Origin of the sequence: Hydrogenophaga sp. SL48, from assembly GCF_021729865.1 — a bacterium.
Classification (GTDB): domain Bacteria; phylum Pseudomonadota; class Gammaproteobacteria; order Burkholderiales; family Burkholderiaceae_C; genus Hydrogenophaga.
Window position 1 is genome coordinate 725,215 of record NZ_CP063400.1, and the last position, 23,726, is coordinate 748,940.

18 protein-coding genes are annotated in these 23,726 nt (G+C 62.4%); all 18 read right to left on the reverse strand.

The genetic code is table 11. From position 1 onward, the window contains the following. Positions 1–8: 8 nt before the first annotated feature. The 18 genes from IM738_RS03505 to rfbB all read right to left on the reverse strand — a co-directional run bounded on the left by IM738_RS03505 (position 9) and on the right by rfbB (position 23,724). Positions 9–2,183: a glycosyltransferase family 2 protein gene (locus IM738_RS03505; protein ID WP_236964513.1), complete on the reverse strand. Its 2,175-nt coding sequence runs from the start codon at positions 2,181–2,183 to the stop codon at positions 9–11. 8 nt (positions 2,184–2,191) lie between these two features. After that, positions 2,192–4,285: a glycosyltransferase family 4 protein gene (locus IM738_RS03510; protein WP_236964514.1), complete on the reverse strand. Its 2,094-nt coding sequence runs from the start codon at positions 4,283–4,285 to the stop codon at positions 2,192–2,194. Positions 4,286–4,454: 169 nt separating this feature from the next. Beyond that, positions 4,455–5,060: a class I SAM-dependent methyltransferase gene (locus tag IM738_RS03515; protein ID WP_236964516.1), complete on the reverse strand. Its 606-nt coding sequence runs from the start codon at positions 5,058–5,060 to the stop codon at positions 4,455–4,457. 74 nt (positions 5,061–5,134) lie between these two features. Continuing rightward, positions 5,135–6,016, reverse strand: a complete 882-nt coding sequence (locus IM738_RS03520; protein WP_236964517.1) for a hypothetical protein — start codon at positions 6,014–6,016, stop codon at positions 5,135–5,137. A gap of 53 nt (positions 6,017–6,069) precedes the next feature. Then, entirely contained in the window at positions 6,070–6,813 is a 744-nt protein-coding gene (locus IM738_RS03525; RefSeq protein WP_236964518.1) for a class I SAM-dependent methyltransferase, read from the reverse strand. A gap of 46 nt (positions 6,814–6,859) precedes the next feature. Next, positions 6,860–7,843, reverse strand: coding sequence for a glycosyltransferase family 2 protein (locus IM738_RS03530; RefSeq protein ID WP_236964519.1), 984 nt, complete (start codon positions 7,841–7,843; stop codon positions 6,860–6,862). Next, positions 7,840–10,092 carry a hypothetical protein gene (locus IM738_RS03535; protein ID WP_236964520.1) on the reverse strand — a complete coding sequence of 751 codons (2,253 nt, stop codon included), beginning with the start codon at positions 10,090–10,092 and terminating at the stop codon, positions 7,840–7,842. Before IM738_RS03535 ends, IM738_RS03530 begins: the two co-directional genes overlap by 4 nt. Then, positions 10,067–10,948, reverse strand: a complete 882-nt coding sequence (locus IM738_RS03540; protein ID WP_236964521.1) for a GDP-mannose 4,6-dehydratase — start codon at positions 10,946–10,948, stop codon at positions 10,067–10,069. The genes IM738_RS03535 and IM738_RS03540 overlap by 26 nt, the downstream gene beginning before the upstream one ends. Then, entirely contained in the window at positions 10,945–11,979 is a 1,035-nt protein-coding gene (gene gmd, locus IM738_RS03545; protein ID WP_236964522.1) for a GDP-mannose 4,6-dehydratase, read from the reverse strand. Before gmd ends, IM738_RS03540 begins: the two co-directional genes overlap by 4 nt. Before the next feature lie 60 nt (positions 11,980–12,039). Then, positions 12,040–13,767 carry a glycosyltransferase family 4 protein gene (locus IM738_RS03550; protein WP_236964523.1) on the reverse strand — a complete coding sequence of 576 codons (1,728 nt, stop codon included), beginning with the start codon at positions 13,765–13,767 and terminating at the stop codon, positions 12,040–12,042. Beyond that, positions 13,748–16,834, reverse strand: a complete 3,087-nt coding sequence (locus IM738_RS03555) for a methyltransferase domain-containing protein (protein ID WP_236964524.1) — start codon at positions 16,832–16,834, stop codon at positions 13,748–13,750. The genes IM738_RS03550 and IM738_RS03555 overlap by 20 nt, the downstream gene beginning before the upstream one ends. Continuing rightward, on the reverse strand, positions 16,831–18,051 hold the full coding sequence (locus tag IM738_RS03560) for an ABC transporter ATP-binding protein (RefSeq protein WP_236964525.1): 1,221 nt from the start codon (positions 18,049–18,051) through the stop codon (positions 16,831–16,833). Before IM738_RS03560 ends, IM738_RS03555 begins: the two co-directional genes overlap by 4 nt. Before the next feature lie 11 nt (positions 18,052–18,062). Next, positions 18,063–18,854 carry an ABC transporter permease gene (locus IM738_RS03565; RefSeq protein WP_236964526.1) on the reverse strand — a complete coding sequence of 264 codons (792 nt, stop codon included), beginning with the start codon at positions 18,852–18,854 and terminating at the stop codon, positions 18,063–18,065. Further along, positions 18,854–20,329 (reverse strand): mannose-1-phosphate guanylyltransferase/mannose-6-phosphate isomerase, encoded by a 1,476-nt coding sequence (locus IM738_RS03570; protein ID WP_236964527.1) that lies wholly within the window; start codon positions 20,327–20,329, stop codon positions 18,854–18,856. The genes IM738_RS03565 and IM738_RS03570 overlap by 1 nt, the downstream gene beginning before the upstream one ends. Positions 20,330–20,337: 8 nt before the next feature. Beyond that, positions 20,338–20,883 (reverse strand): dTDP-4-dehydrorhamnose 3,5-epimerase, encoded by a 546-nt coding sequence (gene rfbC / locus IM738_RS03575; protein ID WP_236964528.1) that lies wholly within the window; start codon positions 20,881–20,883, stop codon positions 20,338–20,340. Positions 20,884–20,888: 5 nt separating this feature from the next. Then, complete coding sequence (rfbA, locus tag IM738_RS03580; protein WP_442908483.1) at positions 20,889–21,779, reverse strand: glucose-1-phosphate thymidylyltransferase RfbA; 891 nt, start codon at positions 21,777–21,779, stop codon at positions 20,889–20,891. Further along, entirely contained in the window at positions 21,776–22,663 is an 888-nt protein-coding gene (gene rfbD / locus IM738_RS03585) for a dTDP-4-dehydrorhamnose reductase (RefSeq protein ID WP_236964529.1), read from the reverse strand. Before rfbD ends, rfbA begins: the two co-directional genes overlap by 4 nt. Next, entirely contained in the window at positions 22,660–23,724 is a 1,065-nt protein-coding gene (rfbB, locus tag IM738_RS03590) for a dTDP-glucose 4,6-dehydratase (RefSeq protein WP_236964530.1), read from the reverse strand. The genes rfbD and rfbB overlap by 4 nt, the downstream gene beginning before the upstream one ends. Between the last annotated feature and the right edge of the window lie 2 nt (positions 23,725–23,726).

The window sequence follows — 23,726 nt, forward strand, 5'->3', positions numbered from 1 at the left end:
GGTGCACGTCAGACGGACTCGGCGTGCCGGACGCGAGGAGGCCACGCGAGACCGAAGTCCTCGTGGTCCAGCGTCAGGTTGGGGCTGTAGGCCGGGTCGTTCGCCATCAGCGTTGGCCAGCGCTTCCACATGTGATCCACCTCGTTCTTGAAGCGGGCCTTTTTCTCCGGCGTGTCTTCGTAGCCGCGCGTGGCCGACTCGTGGTGGAAGAGCACGGCATGCGGCGTGTAGAGATTGCGCAGGCCGATCTCGATGAATTTGAGGCACAGGTCCACGTCGTTGCAGGCCACCTTCAGGTTGACCGAGTCGAAGCCGCCCACGCGATCAAAGTGCTTCTTCTGCACCGCCATGCAGGCGCCGGTGACGGCACTGAAGTTGCTGGCCAGCGAGGCGCGCCCCACATAGCCGTGCGACTGATTGAAGAACCCCTTGTGCGAGTGGCCCGCCCAGCCGCCGATGCCGACGATCACGCCCGCGTGCTGGATGGTGGCGTTGGGGTACAGCAGCTTGGCGCCCACGGCGCCGATGCCGGGGCGGCACGCCTGGCTGACCAGCTCTTCCATCCAGTCGTGGGCGATGACCTCGATGTCGTTGTTGAGGAAACACAGCACCTCGCCGGTCGCCTGGGCGGCCGCCAGGTTGTTGATGGCCGAGTAGCTGAAGGGCGAGTCGTCGCGGATGACCTTGAAGTTGTCGGCCTGCGCCTGCTCGGCGAAATAGGCGAGCGCGGCCGGATCGTCCGAGCCATTGTCCACCAGCAGGATTTCGTAGTTCTTGTAGCTGGACTTGGTCTTGATGCTCTCGATGCACACCTTGACGAGCTGCAGCGCGTTGCGCGTCGGGATGATGATGCTCAGCTTGGGCGCGGGCGTCGGCACGCGGTAGCGCACGCGGTAGCCGTGGCCGATGAACTGCGCGCGCGCGCTGACCTGGGTGCGCTTGAAGTGGTCGTTGAGGGCGCGCTCGCCCGCCAGCATGGCGTAGGGCTTGATCGTGAGGTCGGCTGTGGCGGTGCTGCCGGCATGGGCGCGCCAGTGGTAGAGGATGAAGGGCACGTGCACGATCTGGGCGGGCGTGACGTGCTCGATCACGCGCAGCACCAGGTCGTAGTCCTGCGCGCCGGCATAGGCTTCCCGCAGGCCGCCCACCTGGTTCATCAGGTCGCGCCGGTAGAAGGCGAGGTGCGTCACGAGGTTGTGCGAATAGAACAGGTCGAGGTTCCAGTCGCACTTGAAGTAGGGGTCGTAGCGCTTGCCGTCGTCACCGATCTTGTCTTCATCCGAATACAGCAGGCGCGCGTCCGGGTGCTGGGCGATGGCCTTGACCATGTACAGCAGGGCGTGCGCGGGCAGCACGTCGTCGTGGTCGAGGAAGCTGATCCAGTCACCGGTCGCCAGGGTGAGCGCGCTGTTGGTGGCGGCAGAGATGTGCCCGTTCTTCTCGCGGAACACGATCTTGATGCGGGGATCGCTCGCCGCCAGCTTTTCCAGAAAGGGACGCACCTCGGGATCGGGCGATGCGTCGTCGGCGATGCACAGTTCCCAGTTCGGGTAGAGCTGGTCCTTGACCGACTGGACCGCCTGGTCGAGCCAGTCGAGGTTGGCGTTGTAGGTGGGCATGACCACCGACACCAGCGGCTGTTCGACCAGGGCCGCCAGCTGCTGGCGCATCAGCCCAACCGCTGCGGCATCGGGCGTGTCGTAGCGGCGCACCCACTCCTGATAGTCGCGCGGGTCGAAGGCCTTCGGGGCATGGTCGGCCACCGCAGCATCGGGCGAGAGCGCGTCGGGCGCGGCGGCGTGGCGCGCCTGCTGCAAGGCCATCTGCCATCCCTTGCCGGCCGCCATGGCTTCGCGGAACACACGCACCGAGTACGTCACGTCCTGCGCGAGCACGCTGAGCTTGCGCAGCGGCGCCGTCACGCGCCAGCTGCTGGACCGGTACATGTTCTGAATGTGTGCGCTGTGCACCTTGGCCGCCTCCTGGTGCGCGAGCACCTCGTTGGTCAGCACCGAGATGCGCTGCTGCGCCACGATCAGCTGCAGGTTGCGGTCGGTGTAGTCCTGCAGCAGGTCGAGCAACTGCTGTTCACGGTCTTTGAGTTCTTCCGCCAGTTGCAGGCGCTCGTCTTCGACGGGTAGGGCGCTGGGAGCGGAGGTGGCGGTGGAGTCGTTGCTTTGCATGGGGGCGATCAGATCAGGTCGGCTGTGCGCAGCTCGCGCAGGCGGCTGCGGTAGGCCGCGGCCACCGCTTCGATGGAGTAGTGGGTCTGGATGTTGTGGCGTGCCGCCTGGGCCACGGCCCGGGCTTCGTTGCGCTGCTCGAACACCCGGCGCATCTGCTGGCGGGCCTGGTCAACATCGGGGTCGCACCAGTACTGGCCTTCATGGAGGATGTAGTCGCTCGGCGTCAATGCGACGAGGGGGCCATCCACGAGGAAGCTGGTCTGCGGGGTGCAGAAGTCCACGTTGCCCGAGAAGTGGGTGGTGACCGTGGGCAGGCCCAGCAACATCGACTCGGCGATGATGCGGCCGAAGCCCTCGGAGCGGTGCAGCGACACATAGGCATCGCACGAGGCCATGAGCTGGGTCAACTCGACACGGCCCATCGTGCGGTCGATCACCACCACGCGGTCATCGCCGTTGAGCTCAGCCTCCAGGGCCTGCCAGGCGGCCGACGTGCGGTCCAGGCTGATGGCCTTGATCACCAGACCGACACCGCGCTCGGTGCCAAAGGCCGACTTGAAGGCGCGCACGGCCGCGATCGGGTTCTTGCGCGACAGCCAGGAGTTGCCGTCGAACATCACGAGGAAGTGGAAGCGGTTGGCCGGCAACCCGAACTGCGCACGACTGGCGCCGGTCGGTGCGGGCACTTCCACCGCCAGGGGCATCTTGCGCACCGGCTTGTCGGTGCGCCCAGCAAAGGCGTTGCGAACGAATTCGCTGAACACCCAGATTTCATCCACCGAACCAATGACGCCCATGAGGTGTTCGGGCCAGACGGGCAGCTCCCAGTGCCAGGCGCCCACGTTGTAGGTGCCTGAATTCAGCAACTGGCGCCCACCCTCCATGCCCAGGCGGATGATTTCCGTGGGGGGCAGGCAGTACAGCGAGACCGGCCAGCGCGGCTGATCGACGATCAGCGAGTCCAGCGAGTGGTCCAGCTTGTCGGGCCCGGGGATGGGCACGTCGATCACCGCGTGCGGAACACCCGCGAGCTGCGCCGAACGCGCGGCCATGCGCACGTCTTCCGCGATGCCGATCACACTGCGGGCGTAGCCGACGATGTTGATGCCCGGCTGTTCGGTCGACGGGTCGGCGAAGAGCTCGGACACGCCGGCGTACTCGGTGTTGCCGTGCAGCGCCCACCAAGCCAGCAACTGCTCGCAGCCCGCCTTTTGGCGCAGGTCAAACGCCTGCTGCAGGTCGCCACGCGTGCTCCACACCATGTAGACCGGGTAGGGCAGGGGCACGGCGCAACCACCGCCCGGCGCCTGCAGGGCGTTGAAGTCGGCGGCCCGCTGGTGCAGTTGCCGGCGCAGGCCGGTGTGGTTCATCAGGGACCACGCCGGCACCGCGAATTCCGCGCAACCACTGCGGTGCCACCACAGCAGACCGTTGAACCCGTTCTTCTCGGACACGGGGGCGAACTGCGACGGGTCCAGATCGCTGCGCCCCGCAACGATCAGCGAAAGCACGTGTGGCCATGGCCATTGGCCGTCGCCGTGGGCATCGACAGCCAGCAACTCGGGCGCCGGTCGCCAGTCGACGCGCAGGTGCTCTTTGTGGCCGAAGTTGAACCACCAGCGCAGGAAGCCGATGCGGCCTCCGGCGCTGCCAATGTCGTGCGAGCCCTGTAGGTCGGGGCGGTCGCCCCAGATCAGTTGCAGCGGCTTGGGCAGGCAATCGGTGAACGCTTCATGGCCGATCACTGCTTCACGGCTGTGCTCCCGGAAACCGGGCATGAGATCGAGCACCGTCGGCCAGTTGCCCTGCAGCGCATACGACAGCCCTGTGCCGCCTTCTTCCAGGAAGCGTTCAACGCTGTACGAGGAGAGAAAAGACCGGTCCGCGTCACTCAGACACCACTCGGTCTCGGGGTATTCCAGGTACAGCCTGCGCTCCCACCAGACGTAGAAGACGATGCGGTCCTGAACACGAAGAAGGTCAAAGTGCTTCAGGTCCGGGCGAATGGCCACCACGACCTGGAGGCCCGCCGGCACGCTCATGGGCCAGTCCACCTGCCCTGTGGGCGCTTGCGCAGACCAAGCGGTATGTGATGTCACCAGTGTTCCTGTCATCGAGAGCCCGGCAGGGGCAAGTCAAGTCCGTGGACGAAGACCCCAGCCGGCTGCTCCGGCAGCCCGTCCCGGGCAACCCGCGATTATAAGTTCGACCAGTAGGTGAACCGGTTCAGGCGTCACTGGCGGCCAGGGTCGTGCCGCGTTCAAGGACTCACTTCTTGCAGAGCAAAGCGGTCCAGGGCAGTGGGGTGCGAACCTCCAGAACAGTGAACTCCGTCGAAACGAACTTGATGAACTGCCTGGTGCTCCAGTGCTGGACATGCCCAGGACTGTTGCCAAAGTCTCGGAAATAGGAGCCGCGCAAAAAATTGAGCATGCGCCAGATGGGTTCATTGGGAACGCTGAGCAGGAAGTGGTCTGCATCCATGGCGCGCAGGCTCTTCAGGCCCGCGGAGGGGTCGGGCAGATGTTCCAGAACCTCACAACAGACCACCAGGTCAAAGTGCCCAGCCGGATGGTAGTCCTCAAGTTTGGCCAGTTCCCACGACACCCTCGGGTCGGTGAGTTGGTTTCGGGTTTCATTCATCACGGCCTCCGACAGTTCGGTGGCATGAATTCGTGCGCGGGTTTCTTTCAGAAGAATCTCGGTCACATGTCCTTCACCGGAACCGATCTCCAGAATGGCTTGCGGATCGGATTGGGCCGCGAGCGTGCCGATCGCATGGTCAAAGCCTTGAACCAGGTACCGGGCCAGCGGGTTCCTGGACGAGTATTTGGTCCCGATGGTACCGACCACAATGCCGTTTTCTATCCTCATCTCATGGTTCCTGTGTTGTTCCGCTGGAATGTACTTCCGGCGAATATGGGCCGCTTGTTCAGTGTGTGGGGGATTCAGTCGGTCACGCTCGGTGTTTTGCTGCGAACGAGCTGGGCCAGGGTCAGCGCGCCCAACCAGAAAAGCACATCACCCGCTGCAGTGACGATTCGACTCACGCCTACGGTCAACAGTGCTGCTTCCGTGCTCAGTTGGTTCGCCAGCAGACCCAGCAGCACCAATTCGCGTATGCCGATGCCTGCCGGCGCCCCGGGGACCACCAGACCCATCAGCCAGGCAATGACAAAGCAACTGGCCAGTGTTCCCCATGCGCCGATCCGGTCAACCGACACGGCGTTGGCCACACCGGCGAACACCAGTCCTGCCACGCAAAGGAACAACAGGTGCAGAAGGAAGGCCTGCATCAGTGGCGTGCCCCAGACCCGGCGAATCACCCATGCGAAAACCATCAGCAGAAGGGCAACGCCGGCAACAGCCGCGTCTTGCAGGCGCTCCAGCCTGAAATAGGCAGGCGCAACGAGCAGGAGAAAGGGTGATGCGGTCGTGCACATGAGCCCCAGCTCCCACACCGTGGACTTGATGAGCGTCCAGGAAGGGACGCCTTCGGCCATGCCCAGGCCCTGTCTTCCCGCCAGATGAAAGATGTTGCCCGGCAGGTACTTGCCGATCTGCGACAGACCATAAATGCGGATGGCAGATGAGGCCGGCATTCGAGTGCCAAGGTGCGCGAGGATCTTCTGCCACGCCATTGCCAGCAACCAGCCAGAGAGGCCATAGATCATGGCCAGACCGGCGATGGACAGATACTGCAGTTTGCTGAAATGGACCGCCTGCAGGGTATCGTGCTGGGCGTAGAGGCGTTGCACCACCAAGGCGAGCCCGGCGATGGCCAAAACACTGCCGGCCCGATGGAGGAACGTTTTGATGCTGGCCTTCATGGCGTTTCACGCTGCGTTGTGCTCGCCACAATGCGCATCCAATGGAACACGTCTCAGGTTTTCTTTCTCATGCAGGCGTAGTAGGACAGTCCGAACGGCCGCGATGTTCTTGGCGACGTCCCTCCGATTTCCCACATAAAGATAGACAGGAGCAGGCGACTCAGCATGCCCTTGCCTGGCACCGGCTGCTTGTTTTCGTCAGCAGGTGGGCGTAATCGATTCTTCAACACCCAGGCCACGCGCGCTGCAATGGCCAGGGGGAACAGTGTTGTGTTGAAGTGGCTGTCAGCCAACAACTCGAATTCCTCGGGGATGATGCTTCTGAAAGTCTTCTGTGTGTAGCGCCGATGATGGCCCAGTGCCACATCGTGCTGGGTGAAGAACCACTGATGCGCCGGCACTGTCGCCAGAAACAACCCGCCAGGCTTCAGGTTCTGGGCGATCCATTGAAGCGCTCCGCGGTCGTCTTCAATGTGCTCGATGACGTCGAAGGCACAGATGATGTCGTAGGTACGGGCCAGCGGGCAAGGAATACCCTGGTCGATCACCTCTCGCACGTCCCGGCGTTCCCGAAGGGCTGCCAACCCCTTTTCGTCGATCTCCAGCACATCAACGGTGCCAAACTTTCGAAGCGCCGGCACGTTCTGCCCCACACCGGCGCCGATTTCGAGGATATCGGGCGCAGGGCTCTTTGGCGTCATGAAAAACCCCAGAAGGCGTTCGACCAGCGCGCTGCGGCCAGCATGCAGCCAACCACTCGATTCGGTGATGTACCTGTTGTAGGCGTTTTCTTTCATGCTGACAGCGGCTTGTAGGGTGAGCGCAGGGGGTGTCGTGTCTGAGTCATGACGGTCCCACTTCCTTTGATGGTTCCGGACGTTTAGCGTCACCGCTGGAGCGAGCGGCAATGAAGGTGTTGAACTGCTTGGGCTGGTTGAACTTGATGAAGAACTCAGCGATGACACCCAGCGAAATCATCTGGAGCGAGACCAATGTGGTCAAGACACCAAAGGTCAGCAGTGGCCGGCCACCGATGGTTCCGAGCCCCAGAAGCCAGACCACAAACAGGTAGCCCAGCACACTGAAACCCATCAACCCGATCAACAGGCCGAGTCCACCAAAAAGGTGCCCGGGTTTGTGCAGCCACCGGGTGATGGCCAGGACCGTCAGCAGGTCGACCATGCCTCTCGCGTAGCGCTCCCATCCGTAATTCGACACCCCGTGCAGCCGGGGGTGGTGCTCCACCGGCAGTTCCCCAATCTTGAATCCGAGGTCGTGGGCGAGCACAGGTATGTATCGGTGAAGTTCGCCGTAGAGCACGATGCTGTCAATCACTTCCCGCCGGTAGCATTTGAACCCGCAGTTGAAGTCGTGCAGATCGATACCGGTCAATCGGGCCGTCACGCCGTTGAACAGTCGGGACGGTGCCGTTTTTGACAGCGGGTCGTTGCGGATTCTTTTCCACCCGGAAACGAGGTCGTAACCTTCGTCGATCTTCTCAATGAACCTCGGAATTTCCTTTGGATCATCCTGAAGATCTGCGTCCATGGTGACGATCAGATCACCCGCGCACTCCTTGAAACCCGCGGACAAGGCGGTGGCTTTGCCGAAATTGCGCCTCAGCCGGATGCCCTTGACGTCGCCTTCTGGTTGCGCTGACAGTCGCTGGATCACGGGCCAGGTACCGTCCATACTGCCATCGTCGACCAGGATGATTTCATGTGCGGCGACATGCGCCATGTCTGAGAATGTGGCCCGAATCAGCGTGACGAGCTGTTCAATCGAAGACTCTTCGTTGCGAGCCGGGATGACGATGCTGACGATCATGGTTTCCCTGTGGGCGTGGTCGAGTGGTTGGCCAACCTGATGCTGTGCAGTGCCATACCGAGTTTTCGCATGTCCTTGCCCAGGCCCAGATCGTGTGGAACCGCCGGGTTGAGGGGTTTGAAGCCCAGTCGGATGGCGTCCTTGGACGCCGCATTGTCCACGGTGAGCAGCAGGCGCTGCGGTTCCGGGCTGTCGAACTTCCAGTCTTGAAGGTGCTGTCCATCCACATAGACCTCAACCTGCTGTTGCGCATGTCCCGGTGCCAGAAAGGAATGCGCTTCCACGCTGACGTCCATCGCAGAACTCACTCCCGCTGGCACGGGTATGCGCAATTCGGCGTAAGGGCCGTCTGTCCATATCCATTGCGTCCATGCGGGGTCCTGGCTCCAACCGAACCGGGTTTCGATGCCTTGTGAAGAAAACGCTCCCGTTCCGATGTCGGTATCAAGCCGAGGAGCTCCCGACGGAAGCGGTCGACGAAAGTCGACCGTTGCAAAAGCGGAACTGGAATTCTCCGTCACAGCGTTCAGCGTCACACGCACCGTGCCCCAGCGGGTCATTTTTCCACTGAGCAGGTCAAACGCCTTGTGTCTCAGGTCGGTCGGGTGAAGCTCGATAAATGGATCCTCCGACTGGCCGACAGAGCCTTGCAGCGCATGGCGGTTGCCAATGTTCGCCGTCATGGTGGCTGGTATCGACGAGATCACCCGTATGGGAGGGATTCGTTTTTCTGTGTCGTGCAGAAACACGGTGAACGTCATGCCGATATGACCGTCTTTGTCTTTCGCTGTGCCATGCTCAAATCCCTCGGTCAGGAACAGGCTTGCTTCCTCTCCTTCCGATAGGAGGTTGAATTTGGGGCTGTAAACAGGGATGAACGGAAGCAGGGACTCTTCAAGCGGAAAGAGAATGCCTGGAAATGTGGTGAGGAAGGGTGTCGGGTTTTCGACGTTGACGCCATTGGGCGGAAAGCTTCGATGCTGAATCGCAATCGTCAACGCGATGGCGATCACCGCTGCCGAGGACCGGGCGCCCCTTCTCCATCGCGGCTTGGCAGACTCCGGTGGCCGCTGATCGACCGGGAGCAGGGCCAACACGATCAGGGGCAATGCCTGCATGAGGTAACGTGATCCATAGGTTTGGCCGCCACCAAAGCCATTGCTCGGAAAAGCGAGGGCGTTGAGCAGGAGATAGCCAGCGAGTCCAGCACATACCATCCATGAGAGCCGATTCCTTTTGGCCACCGCCGTGAACAGGAAGACAAGCGCCACCGGGAAATAAGGTATCAGGCCGGTTTGACGACCCAGCGCGAAGTCCCTCAGCTTCTGAGGTAACAGAGCCATGTTCTGCTGCAACGCCAACTGCAGATTTGCCGGTTCGAAAATGTGGGCTTGCTTCAGGGGTAGCGGGGGGATCCATCCCGCCTCGAAAGGGAATGGACCTCTCTGCAAGCCATATCGCACGCCTTGATAGGCCAGCATGTGGGCGTCTTGACTCAGGTTGATCGCCGTCGGCAGCAGCCAGCCGACAGACACCCCGAGGGCTGCCAGCACCATCTTCCGGAAGCTCAGAGATGGCATGGCCAAGAACAGAAGTGGCAAGATCACAGCAAAGGTCGGCTTCTCGTACAGCGCCATCCCCAGCAGGCCGCCGGCGGCCAGCAACGCGGTGCGTGTATGGCCTGTCAGGAGCAGGTAGCCTCCACCAAAGAGCAGGGCAGAGATCAGGATGTCGGGATGAATCACCATGGCCCAGGCCATGAAGGGGCCCAGGAGAAACAGCGCGGCCGTCATCCCGTGCGCCTGCCAGGCGCCGTACACCGGCGTGGCGATGCGGAAGGTGAGGCTGGCCATCAGGGCGATGGCCAGCAGGTTGAACAGGATGAACCCCGATGTTCCAAACACGCCGTAGAACGGCGCGGTCAGCAAGGCATAGAGCACCGGCTTTGCGTAGAAGAAATCACCGGAGGGGCTTTGCTTGAGAAATGTTCCCTTTGGCCCCCCCGCTGCCGGGAAACGGGCGTTGAACCGATCCAGATCGATCTTCTCGAACTTCAGGTCGCGGTCATGCCACACGCTCATGGCCGCCAGCAGATGGGAGGATTGATCGCTGAACGGCGTCCAATCGCGGTCCTGAACCTTGCCGTTGAGCGCTGAAAACAGAACAGCAGACGCTATCAGCAACCAGAGGACCTGCCAGGCACGCTCCAGTCCTGTGCGTCGTTCAAGCTGGATCGACGTTGATGACACGGACGGAGTCCAGCATGGAGCGCAATGTCTCTCGCAGGGGGTGGGCTTGCAATCCACCCACGCATTCAAGCAGCCGCCCCGGATCGCCACACAGACGGTGCACTTCATTGGGACGCACAAAGGCCGGGTTCACCCGGACCTGGATCCGGTGTCCGGTCAAGGCTTCCAGTGTGTCCAGCACGGTCTGCAGTGTGTGTGTCTGTCCGGTGCAGACGTTGTAGACCCGACCGGAAACCCCTTTGTCCAGGAGACCAAGGTAGGCGTCGCAGACCATGCGGACATCGTTGAACTCGCGCTCGACGTGCAGATTGCCCAGCTCGATCACTGGCGCCTTGCGCGCAAAGTGGTCGACCAGCTTCGGGATCAGAAAGTCGGCGCTCTGGTCTGGTCCGGTGTAGTTGAACGGCCGGGCGATGACCACATGCAACCGGTCGGTGAAGGTCTGGGCCATGTGTTCCATGGCGAGCTTGCTGGCGGCGTAGTGGTTGACCGGTGCCGCTGGCTGTGTTTCCCGGATCGGGGAGTGTTCGGCGTTCCCGTACACATTGGCACTGCTCGCCAGGAGCACTCGCACCGGTCTGTCCTGTCGGGCTTGCGTCGCCAAGCCGTCCAGCAGCACGGTCGTTCCCACCGTGTTGACCGCATAGAACGCGGTGTTGTCTGCGTGCCCCACGAACGCGATACCGGCCAGGTGCACGACCGCTTCAATGGGGCCGCAGCTGGTCAGAGCCTCTTTGACTGCCTTGGCGTCGGTCAGGTCCGCCCGAAGTTCGACCACGGTGTGGCCGAGCGCTGTTGCCCGGGCGGCAAAATGCCTTCCAGTGAACCCCAAGGCCCCAGTGAGCAGGATTCTCAAAACGAGAACCCCGCCTGATTGCGCCGCATGTCCGCCTCGACCATCATCTGGCACAGCTGCTCCAGCGTGGTTTGGGGTTCCCAGCCCAGCTGGGTTTTGGCTTTGGCCGGGTTGCCAATCAGCAGCTCCACTTCAGCCGGGCGGTAGAACTTCGGGTTCACGCGCATGACGGTCTTGCCGGTGGCGACGTCCACCGCGGTTTCGCCCTCGGCTTCGCCTTTGAATGCCACCTCGATGCCGGCTCCCTTGAAGGCCATGGCGACGAAGTCGCGCACGGTTTCCGTGCGGTTGGTGGCCAGCACGAAGGTGTCGGGCTGGTCGGCCTGCAGCATGCGCCACATGCCTTCAACGTATTCCTTGGCAAAGCCCCAGTCGCGTTTGGCATCGAGGTTCCCGAGCTCCAGCACGTCGAGTTTGCCCAGTTTGATCTTGGCGACGCTGTCGGTGATCTTGCGGGTCACGAACTCACGACCCCGCAACGGGCTTTCGTGGTTGAACAGGATGCCGCTGCTGCCGAAGATGTCGTAGCTCTCGCGGTAGTTGACCGTCATCCAGTGGGCATAGAGCTTGGCCACGCCGTAGGGGCTGCGCGGATAGAAGGGTGTGTCTTCCACCTGGGGGATGGCCTGCACCTTGCCGAACATCTCCGAGGTGCTGGCCTGGTAGAAGCGGATCTTGCGATTGATCAGGCGGATGGCTTCCAGCAGGTTGACGGCACCGATGCCCGTGATCTGGGCGGTGGTCGTGGGCTGGTCGAAGCTCACGCCGACAAAGCTCTGCGCGGCGAGGTTGTAGATCTCATCGGGTTGCACCTTCTGCACCAGCGCGATGCTGGTGCCGAGGTCGGTGAGGTCGTACTCGACCAGGTGCAGGTTCGGGTGGTTCTGGACGCCCAGTTCTTCGATGCGCCAGAAGTTGACCGAACTGGTGCGGCGGTAGGTGCCGTACACGGTGTATCCCTTGTCCAGCAGCAGTTCTGCAAGGTAGGCGCCGTCTTGTCCGGTGATGCCGGTGATGATTGCGGTTTTCAAGCTGTTCTCCGAATGACTTTGAATGAATGCGAGTGCGTTTGCCGCCAGCGGGGCGGTGCGTCAGGCCAGCGTGGACAGGCGCTCCAGCTCGGCACGGTACGACGCGACCAACCGTGGAGAGCAGAAGAACTCAAGGATGTGCCGCCGCGCCGCCTCGGTGCGCTGGCGCACTTCGTCGGGCCTGTCGAGGACGAGCCGGATATTGTCGGCGAGCGAAGCCACGTCGGGATCGGCCCAGACGAATCCCCGGGGGTAGGGGAAGTGGTCTTCGGCCAGTTCCACCAGGTCGTAGCGAATGGGGAAGGCGGTTTCGGGGCGGATGAAGCTGCTCAACCCACCGAAGGAAATCGTGATCACCGGAACGCCGGCGCCCATGGCCTCCACCACGGTCAGTCCCAGGCCCTCTGACCGGTGGGGTGACACGTAGGCGGTGGCGGTCCCGATCAGTTCGTGCAGCTCGGCATCGGAGAGCAGGTGGTCGATGATGCGGATGCGTGAATCGTTCTGTGCAGCCTCGTAGAGCCGCTTGACATCGGGGATGCTGTGGTCCGGGTAGGTGATTTTGAAGGTGAGCGTCACGTCGTCGTGACCGGCGTTGACCGGGCAAGCCTTCCAGAACGCATCCAGCAGCGCACCCGGGTTCTTTCGCTCCAAGATGCTGTTGGCATCAAAGCAGTAGACGAAATTGCGGGTGGCAGAACGATGGACGGTGTCGGGCTGGATGTCGTTCAGGTAGGCCAGGTAGGGCGGAAGCAGGGTGACGCGCTTGGCCGTGGACCTCTTGAGCGTTTCTTCGATGAACGGTGTGGGTGCCCAGAACTCGTTGAAGTACTTCATCGACACTTGCCACTCGGGACGCAGGGTGGGCAGCTCCCAGTACCAGACAGCGATGTTGTAGGCGTCCTTGAAAAGAGCCTCACCGCCGTGCTCCAGCATCATGGGCAAGGTATCGCCGTTCATGTGTATGACGTTGATCCTCGCGCCCTCGATGAACGCGGGCAAATCCAGCTGATCGCCCAGGCTGGTCTGCCTTGGAAACTCCAGCTGCCGGGCGATTGCTCCGACCCGCGGCGCACCGGCCAGGCGAAGACCTTCCAGATAGCCCCGCGCGCTGACGCCCAGGCCAGAGATCTTGTCCAGAGGACCGACCACGTTGATGCCATCATCGACGCGCATGCCTTCAGGAATCGCCAGCGTGGTCGTGGGCGGGACGGTCACACGCTGTTGCCGCGAGAGGCGGATGCGGTGGTGGAGCACGAGGCCAGCGGGTTTGCCCAGGTGCAGGAAGTGCGTCATGGGCCGGTCCAGCCAGGGCTGAAGTTCCGGGTTCGACGACAGGTAGCGCAGCGGATCAAAAGCGGTTGGCGACCCGAGCCCCAGATCCTCTCCGAGCGCAGCGTAGTGGTAGAGCGCACATACTTCGCCGAGGCCATCAGGGCCAAACTGGGCACGGTAGGTCAGTGGATTGAAATGGGCGTTGGGCCAGCGACCCTCCCGATCTCCATGTTCCACATAGTGCATCAGAGGGTCTGCACCGCAGGAGGCGATGTCGGGGTTGGCGCTCAGGTAGTGCTGTGGGTCGAAGAGGCCCAGCAAAAGCAATGTCAGCGCCTGCTTCGCCGTTCCGTGCGATTCCGGATGGGCGACCATGATGGTGTGCCAGTCCAAGCCCATCCTCGCTGCTTCCTGACGAGCATGATCCTCCAGCCGGTCAAGCAACTGGCTGTATGACGACTGATCGTATGGGTCGGCGTGCGCCGCAGGGGGGTCAGTGCGGGGAAGCGTCATGTTCTGGAGTGCTGTCGTTGTGCTGTTCCGCACAGATGGCGCGCAAGTGCAGACCACAGTACGGGTCCCTGTCCACGACACGCTGCCAGCGGGCCAGAAACTCTTGTCGTTCGGTGCTTTTGTCGTGCTTGCGTTTGAAGCTGGAGTTGTGGAAGTGATAGAGCGCGGCGTGCGGTGTGAAAACCACCCGGTACCCGGCCTTCACGCAGCGCAGGCAGAAGTCGATGTCGTTGTAGTCGACACGGAAGACCTCGTCGAAGCCCCCCATCTGGTCGAAGAAATCCTTGCGGTAGGCCATCACAGCGCCGGTGACTGCACCCCAGTTGCGATCGACGGAGGCGTAGCCGCCGTATTCCAGCTCGCGGGAGGGGCTGTTCATGAAAACATGTCCAGCCGACCCGTTGAGGCCGGTCGAGATGCCGGCGTGCTGGATCGTGTCGTTGGGGAACAGCAGCTTGCCCCCCACAACGCCCACGTCAGGACGAACCGCATGGCTGACCAGCGCTTCGATCCAGTCGCCGGCGATCACCTCGAGATCGTCGTTGAGCAGCAGGGCCACGCCAGACGAGACGAGCGAGGTCGCGAAGTTGGATTTTTCGGCGAACGAGAACTCACCATTCTTGGTGAATGTCCGGGTGGTGTGACCGTGCGCAGCGAGCAGGTCGCGCAGCTCGTCAGGCACATGGCCGTCGTCCACCACGATGATCCGGTAGCCCTTGAAGGTCGATTTGGCGATGATGGAGCGAACAAAGTTGGTGGCCAGCACCAGGTGTCCCCGGCCAGGCACCGTACGTTCCTGCATGGCCGTGAGAATGAGCAGCGTGACCTCCAACCCCTCAGGGATGGGCCACTTGACCTGGAGGCTGCCCGGATTCGGGTGGGCGACGACCTCCACATCGGGGCTTTCCTGGGCCAGGTGAGCCTGCAGGACATGGCGGGCAGGTTCGAGCCCTTCGGGGGAGAAGAAGCCCCCCACCGGGATGTCGATTTCGCGCTCGCGGACGTACAACACGTCTTCAATGTGCCCGATACCCCGTGCCACAGATGTGACAGCCAGCGCCAGCGCGTATTCGTCGGCCTCTCGTGACCCTGTGTGGGCGACAGGCAGGTTCAGCAGCAAGGCCTTGCGCACGGCGAGAAACCGTCCGACCAGATTGACGGAGTGCTGGTGTTCGGGGGACCAGTCGGGTTTGAAGAACGGCGAGGTGACCGATCCGTCCTTCATCAGGGCGGCTTCGTCGGTGTAGATCAGATCCAGTTCGGGATCGTCTGTCAGGGAATGGCTGATGCGCTTGACCAGATCGTCATCGACCACATCCCCTTGCGCGAGCAGGCCCAGAAAAAGACTGGTGGCCAGACCGGAGGCTCGCAGGATGTTCTGAACCTCGTTGGCATCGGCGCCAGGGGTGACACGGCGGATGCGCCAGTCAATGTCCAGCCACTCGGCGATGTGAGTTTGCATGGCCTCGCTGCCACACAGGAGAATTTCCCAAGTGGGGTCGGTCTGCCTCAGGACGGACTGCACACTGCGGCCCAAGGCCTCTGCGTCGTCCTGGTCAACGGTGATGACGAAACACACCGACGCGGCGCTGCGTCGCATTTGGCCCAGGGTCGTGACCGGTTCCAGTGCTTCGCTCTCCGACGCTGATCGTTGCTGGGACAGGTACTTGTCGAGCTCCAGCGGGCGCGCAAGTTGACCCAGCGCTGCATTGGCCAACGCCGCGCGCGGGCCGATTGGACCCGTGCGCGTGTGCAAACCCTTCGGGACTTCGATGGGCGTTGGATGGGCAGTTTCCTCACCAGTCGGTTCCTCTGACCCGACTGTCTCCGCAGGGTGATCCGTACCTGTGCCACGAGCCAGTCTCACCAGACGTTGGTGGACATGAGGCTGGTGGGTCGAGAGCCAGGCCCCTGCGTGCCGGCGCAGGGAGGGGAATGGTTTGAGCAGCGCGGTGCCGGCTGCCACAGCACCCGCCGCCAAGGGACGCGCCACACGGTACTTCAGGAGGCCGGTCAGCCCGGATTGCTCCACATGGGTCAACCGGTTGACCACGTTGGACATGCTGGCGGCGGTGGCGCCATGCCATTTTTCGGCTTGCTGCTGTAGAGCTTCGAGCGACTTCGTCCGGGCTTCCAGATGGAGCGCCAGTGCCTGAACCTGATGGGTCAGTACCTCCAGGCGCTGCAGGTCGACCTCCATGCGACGCATGTCGGTCTCGGCGCGACTGGCTTGGCGCATCGACTGTCTGGCCAAGTCAGCGGCGCTCGCCACGGCCCGCGAAGCGCTGCCGGCTTGGTCGACCAGCGACCGGGTTTGCTCCCTGACCGAGGCATCGTGCCGTGTGGCGAGTTCGTCGAGCGAAAGCCCGTAGTTGCGGGAAAAAGCGCCATCAAAGCTGGTGAGGATGGCGGCGGCTGCTGTTTTCTGGGCCACGACCGCGTAGTCCGGACTGGCTCCAACCAGCACATCGTGCAGGCCCGGAGCAGGGTTGTGAACCAGTGCTGCAGCCTCCTGAAGGCGAACGACCTTCGTTCGCTCGAAACCACAGTGCTCGGGCAAGAAAACCAGCAACTGGTGCGGTATGGGTTTCTGGTGTGTCGGATCCAGATAAAAATGGTTGGTACCGACAGCAATGTTTTCGGGGTTGGGTGTCTCAAGGATCAGCAACCCTCCAGGTCGGAGCACGCGCAAGCTTTCTTCGACCAGCCTCCTGACCGCATCGAACGGGATGTGCTCCACCAGATGGAAGGCAGATACCATGGCCTGGCTGTTGTCGGGCAAGCCGGCAAGGTACGCAAGGGCATCACCTTGCTGCACCGCAAGACCCAGCGCTTCGCATCGGGACAGCATGCCGGCATCGAGGTCAACGCCAAAAGGCCTCAACCCTTGATCTTGAACCAGTTGCAGCCACTCACCACGACCACAGCCCAGATCGACCGCTTCCGCGCCGGGGAATTCAGACGCAAGCGGTGCCACAAAAGGCAGGTACGCCTTGAGTCGCTCGTAGATCAGTTCCCTCGATCCCCGGTAGCGGTCTTCAAAGGCCACGTAGAACCGGTCGGTCATGTTCGGTATTCCACCTGCGGCGGCAGCCAGCAGGTACCCACAAAGTTGGACTTGTCCATGTTCATCACGTTGAACACCAGTGCCAGGTCTTTCCACTGGTAGTTCTTGCCGATGTGGTTGTCGGCAATGTGGAGTGACGTGGAAATCGAATAGGTGCCGGGCCCCAGATTGGCCGGGAACCGGAAGGTATAGGTGCCTTTCAGCCCGCCGGGCACGCTCTTGAGCTTCTGATCCAGGTGGTGGGTGTTGGTGCCGAACATGGGTTGCCCCAGCCGGTCCTTGATCATGTAGCCAAGCACCAGTTCGGGCAATTCGCTTTTGGTCTCGATGGCTATGCGCAGACCCACCGGCTGACCCACGTTGACCAGCTCGATCACCTCGTTCTTGTCGTTGAGCAAGTGAACCCCGGTGACCACCGCCTCGCCCGTGCCCGACACGGTCTGGACCCGGCCACCTTCACCGATGTGCTGGCGCACCGTCTGGTTCTCGCGTTCGGCGATCATGGCGTTGTAATAGTCCATCACCGCTTCAGGTTCGCCTTCCATCACCAGTTCGCCCGCGCTCAGCAGGATGGCCCGGTCGCAGATGGTCTGGATGGCGCCCTTGTCGTGGCTGACGATGAGCAGCGTGGTGCCTTCTTCGCGGAACTGCTTGATGCGGTCGAAGCTCTTGTGAACGAAGTAGGTGTCCCCCACCGACAGGGCTTCGTCCACGATCAGGATGTCGGGCCGTTGGGCGGTGGCCACGCTGAAGGCCAGTCTCATCTGCATACCGCTGCTGTAGACCCGGACCGGTTGGTCCATGTAGTCGCCGATTTCGGCAAACGCCTCGATCTCCGGCAGCAGTCGCGTGATGTCTTCGGCGCTGTAGCCGAGCAGTTGGCCCGCCATGTAGGCGTTCTGGCGGCCAGTGAAGTCGGGGTGGAAACCCATGCCCAGCTCCAGCATGGCCGCGACACGGCCCGTCATGTGGACGCTGCCGGTGGTGGGCTGGGTGGTGCCCGTGATCATCTTCAGCAGGGTGCTCTTGCCCGCCCCGTTGACGCCGATGATACCCACGGCTTCACCAGGGCTCACGGTGAACGTAACGCCCTTGAGCACCCATTTCTGCTTGAAACGGGGTTTGCTGAACGGGACCAGCCATTCCGCCAGCCGCGACCAGCGGGTGGGGTATTGCTTGTAGGCCTTGCCCAGATTCGTGATGGTGATGGTTCCCATGCCAGTCCTGATCAGAGTTCGTCGACCATCTCACCGATGTTCCGGTAGAAGAGGCGCAGGCCCGTCGCGCTGAGAATCACCGTCAGCACCGCCACAGGCCACAGGCTGTACCAGTCCGGCCAGTGGCCCATCACCACCACATCCTGAAAGGCCTTGACCAGCCTGGCCATGGGGTTGTAGTTCATCAGGTGCTGCACCGCTTCCGGCAGGATGTTTGCGGGGTACACGATGGGCGTGAACCAGAACCAGAACGACAGAAAGATGCCGAAGAACTGGCCCACGTCGCGGAAGAACACATTCAGCACACCCAGGTTGAGGCCGATCGCGATCGCCAATGCCGTCAGCAGCAGCAACAGGGGGCCCAGGGCGATGAACACCCAACCTGGAAAACTCCCGGACAGCACAAGAAACAGCACAAAGAGGCCGAACACGATGGTGAAGTTCAGCAAGGCGTTGCTGACCACGGTCACGGGGAGGCACAGGCGGGGGAAGCTGATCTTCTTCAGCAGGTTGGCGTGCTCCAGGAACATGCCGGTCGCCCGTGTCGAGATTTCCGCAAACAGGCCCCAGATCAGGATGCCGGTGCACAGGTAGATGCTGAACGCATAGGTGCCGTCCACCCCTGGCAGCCTGGACTTCATGAGCTGCGAAAAGATCACGGTGTAGACCACGATCATCGACAGGGGGTTGATGATGTTCCAGGCCGCACCCAGCAAGGAGTTGCGGTACTTGGTCTGAAATTCCCGCTTGACGTTGCCCAGGATGAAGCCGCGGTAGGCCCACAAGGCTCGAATGGCTCCCATCAGACCCGTCCGTAGGTGTCAGACAGTCGAACGATGTCGTCTTCGCCCAGGTAGTCGCCGCATTGCACTTCAATCAGCACCAGCTCGTCGTGGCCCGTGTTGGTCAGGCGGTGTTTCTCCTGCAGGGGAATGTGGCGGTATTCCCCGGGGCGCGTGGGGTACTCGACATCGCCAATCTGGACAACGCCCCGTCCGCGCACAACCACCCAGTGCTCGGCGCGCTGGTGGTGGTACTGGAGGCTCAGGCTTTGCCCCGGGTTGACGGTGATTCGCTTGACCTTGTAGCCGTCTTCCTCTTTCAGGGTCGCGTAGGTGCCCCAGGGGCGGTGCACGGCGGGAGGAAGCAGCGTGCTCTGGTGTTGCGGGCTGTTGATGTGGCGTTCTTTCAGGGCGTCCACCACGCGCTTGACGCTCTGGGCCTCCTGTTTGCTCGTGATCAGCAGGGCGTCTGGTGTGTCGACCACCACCAGGTCCTTGACGCCCACGGTAGCGACCACCTTGTGGCAGTGGCTGTCGACGTGGACGTGGGTGCCTGTCGTGTTCACAGCCACCCAGTCGGTGTTGTCAGCGGCGCCCAGCGTGTTGCCGCTGGCGTCGGGTGTGTGGGCCTGGGCGACGGCGGGCCAGGCACCGACATCGCTCCAGCCAAAGCGCGCGGGAACCAGCACCACATTGGTGGCTCGTTCCATGACCGCGTAGTCGATGCTGATGTCAGGCTGTTTGCCGAAAGTGTGCGCGTCGAAACGGGTGACCATCGGCGCGGCGGTCTGTTCAGGGAGCGGCAACGGTTTGGTGCTCGACTGCGCCATGGTCTGCTGAGCCGCACTCAGCACATCGGGCGCATGTTGAGCCATGGCCGCCAGCAGCGTGCCTGCTGTGAAGCAGAACATGCCACTGTTCCAGTAGAAGCGGCCCGTGGCCAGGTATTCCTGGGCTGTGAACAGATCGGGCTTCTCGACAAATTTCAGCACGGGTTGAACATCGCGTCCGACTTTGGGCACCTCGATGTACCCGAACCCGGTTTCGGGACCGGTGGGGTGGATGCCGAACACCACCAGCTGGCCTTTTTGGGCCTGGCGGATGGCCTCGATGGCGTTGGCAACGAAGCTCTCGGTGTCCGGGATGAGGTGATCAGCGGGCAACACCAGCATGACCGCGTCGTCCCCGTCTGAAGCCTGGCAGGCCAGCGCCGCCAAGGCAATGGCGGGCGCTGTGTTGCGGCCCTTGGGCTCGAGCAGGTACCGCGCCTTGGGCGGGTCCACCATTTCGGACATCAGGCCCTGTGTGAGGAACAGGTGGTCCTGGTTCGTGACGATCAGCAAGTCGTCGGTCCCACAGGCCTGGCCGCGTGTGATGGCCTGTTCCAGCAGGGCGCTGCCCCCCAGTTTCATGAAGGGTTTGGGGTAGGCCTGACGCGAGGCGGGCCACAGGCGTGTGCCCGCTCCGCCCGACAGAACAACGGAGATGAGTTTCATGGAGCGTGTCAGGCGAAGACCTCGGCCTGCTTGAAGGCGGCGCCGGCCTGGTCTTTCGCAGAGAGTAGGGGGGGCGTGGCGGTGTGCCAGTCGATGCCCAGATCGGCATCGTTCCAGACAATGCAGCGCTCGTGCGCCGGTGCGTAGTAGTCGGTGGTCTTGTAGAGGAACTCGGCGGTATCGCTGAGAACCACAAATCCGTGGGCGAAGCCCGCTGGCACCCAGAGTTGGTGTTTGTTGTCGGCGCTGAGCAGCGCGCCTACCCAGCGACCGAAGGTGGGTGAAGAGCGGCGGATGTCCACGGCCACGTCAAATACCTCTCCTTGCGCCACACGGACCAGCTTGCCCTGCGCCTGCTGGACCTGGTAGTGCAGCCCGCGCAGCACACCCTTGCTCGATTTGGAGTGGTTGTCCTGCACAAACTTCACTGCATGGCCGACAGCCTCTTCAAACCTTGCCTGATTGAAGCTCTCGTAGAAAAAGCCACGGTCGTCGCCGAATACCTTGGGCTCGAACAGGATGACTTCGGGGATGGCCAGGGGGGTTGCTTTCATGGCGTTCAGCGCAGGTCGTCTTTGATGATTTGTTGCAGGTACTGCCCGTAGCCGTTCTTGGCGAGCGGCTTGATCAGCCTTTGCACCTGTTCGATGTCGATCCAGCGGCTGCGGTAGGCAATCTCTTCCGGGCAGGCCACCTTGAGTCCCTGGCGTTTCTCCAGGGTGGCGATGAACTGCCCGGCTTCGAGCAGGCTGTCATGGGTGCCGGTGTCGAGCCAGGCGTAGCCTCGCCCCATCACTTCGACATGCAGTTGATTGGCGTCGAGGTAGAGACGGTTCAGGTCGGTGATCTCCAGCTCGCCGCGTGGCGAAGGCTGGAGGTTCTTGGCCATGTCCACGACCTGGTTGTCGTAGAAATACAGGCCGGTGACCGCGTAGTTGCTCTTGGGTTGTGCAGGCTTCTCTTCCAGGCTGAGCACCTTGCCCGAAGGGTCGAACTCGGCCACACCGTAGCGGTGCGGGTCGTTCACGTGATAGGCAAACACCGTGGCGCCATCGGGGCGCTTGGTGGCGTTGCCGAGCAGGGCTGCGAAGTCGTGGCCATAGAAGATGTTGTCGCCCAGCACCAGCGAAGAGGGGCTGTTGCCCAGGAAGTCTTCACCGATGATGAAGGCCTGTGCAAGACCGTCCGGGCTGGGTTGCACGGCGTATTGCAGGTTCAGGCCCCACTGGCTGCCGTCGCCCAGCAACTCGGTGAAGCGCGGGGTGTCCTGCGGCGTGGAAATGATCAGGATGTCGCGGATGCCCGCGAGCATCAGCGTGCTCAGCGGGTAGTAGATCATCGGCTTGTCGTACACCGGCATGAGTTGCTTGCTCACGGCCTGGGTGACGGGGTACAGACGGGTGCCCGAGCCGCCGGCGAGGATGATGCCTTTTCTGTGCATGGCGTTCATAGGATCTGTTGCAGGATGTGGTCGAGGCCTTGTTGCCAGTGCGGCAGTTGAAGGCCAAAGGTGTCGCGGAACCGGGTGGTGTCCAGACGGGAGTTCATTGGGCGCGCCGACGCGGTGGGGTAGGCGGCGGTCGGGATGGCGTGAATGTCCTCGACGGTCAGTTTGAGCGGCTTGCCCGCCCGTTGGGCCTGCCCGATCACGAAGCGGGCGTAATCGCACCAGCTGGTTTCGCCGCCGGCGGTCATGTGGTACATGCCGAAGGGGAATGCCTCAGCACCGCCGTTTTGAAGCCGTTTCACCAGATGGGCTGTCAGATCGGCGATGAGCGCGGCCGAGGTGGGGGCTCCGATCTGGTCATTGACCACCTTGAGTTCAGTGCGCTCGGTCGCCAGGCGCAACATGTTCTTGGCGAAGTTGGAACCATGGACCCCCACGACCCAGCTGGTGCGCAGGACCAGATGGCGCGGCGTGCTTTGCATCAGCGCCAGTTCCCCGTCACGTTTGCTGCGGCCGTAGGCGCCCAGCGGCTGGGTGGGGTCTTGCTCGTTGTAGGGAGTGGCCTTGCGACCGTCGAACACGTAGTCGGTGGAATAGTGGATCACGCTGGCACCCAGCGCGGCCGCTTCTTCCCCGATCACGCCGGGCGCCACCGCATTGACCGCGTGGGCCAGCGTGTCGTCCTGCTCGGCTCGGTCCACTGCTGTGTAGGCCGCCGGGTTGACGATGAGGTCCGGGCGCAGACGCCGGATCAGTGCTCGCAAGGCTTGCGCGTCGGCCAGATCACAGTCACCCGAATCCACCGCATGCACCTGCCCCAATGGGGCCAGGGCGCGTTGCAACTCAAAACCGACCTGCCCGTTTTTGCCGGTCAGGAGGATGTTCATGCAGTGGCCCCGTACTGCTGACCGATCCAGTGGCGATAGTCGCCGCTCTGCACATGGGCGACCCAGTCAGGGTGGTCCAGGTACCACTGCACCGTTTTGCGGATGCCGCTTTCGAAGGTTTCGGCGGGCTTCCAGCCGAGTTCACGGTGGATCTTGCTGGCGTCGATGGCGTAGCGGCGGTCGTGACCCGGACGGTCTTTCACGTAGGTGATCTGGCTGGTGTAGGGCAGGCCGTCAGCACGCGGGCGCATTTCACCGAGCAGGGCGCACACCGTCTTCACGATTTCGATGTTGGGTTTTTCGTTCCAGCCGCCGACGTTGTAGGTTTCGCCCACCCGGCCGGCCTCCAGCACGCGACGGATCGCGCTGCAGTGGTCCTTGACATAGAGCCAGTCACGCACCTGCATGCCGTCCCCATAGACCGGCAGCGGCTTGCCCGCCAAGGCGTTGACGATCATCAGCGGGATCAGCTTTTCGGGGAAGTGGTAGGGCCCGTAGTTGTTCGAGCAATTGGTGGTGAGCACCGGCATGCCGTAGGTGTGGTGGTAGGCACGCACCAGGTGGTCGCTGGCCGCCTTCGTGGCCGAGTAGGGGCTGTTGGGCGTGTAAGGCGTGGTTTCGGTGAATGGCGCGTCCTGCGACCCCAGGGTGCCGTAGACCTCGTCGGTCGACACGTGCAAGAACCGGAATCCGTCCTTCTCGGCCCCATCCAGCGAACCCCAGTGGGCGCGCACGGCTTCGAGCAGGTGGAACGTGCCAACCACATTGGTCTGAATAAAGTCCTCGGGGCCGTGGATCGATCGATCCACATGGCTCTCGGCCGCGAAATTCACCACCGCGCGCGGGCGGTGCTCGGCCAGCAGGCGATCCAGCAGTGCGCGGTCGCCAATGTCGCCTTGGACAAAAATGTGCTGGGGATTGCCCTGCAGGCTGGCGAGGTTTTCGGGGTTGCCGGCGTAGGTGAGCTTGTCCAGGTTCACCACCGCCTCCTCGGATTGCGCCACCCAGTCCAGCACAAAATTTGCGCCAATAAAGCCTGCGGCACCCGTGACCAGAATCATTT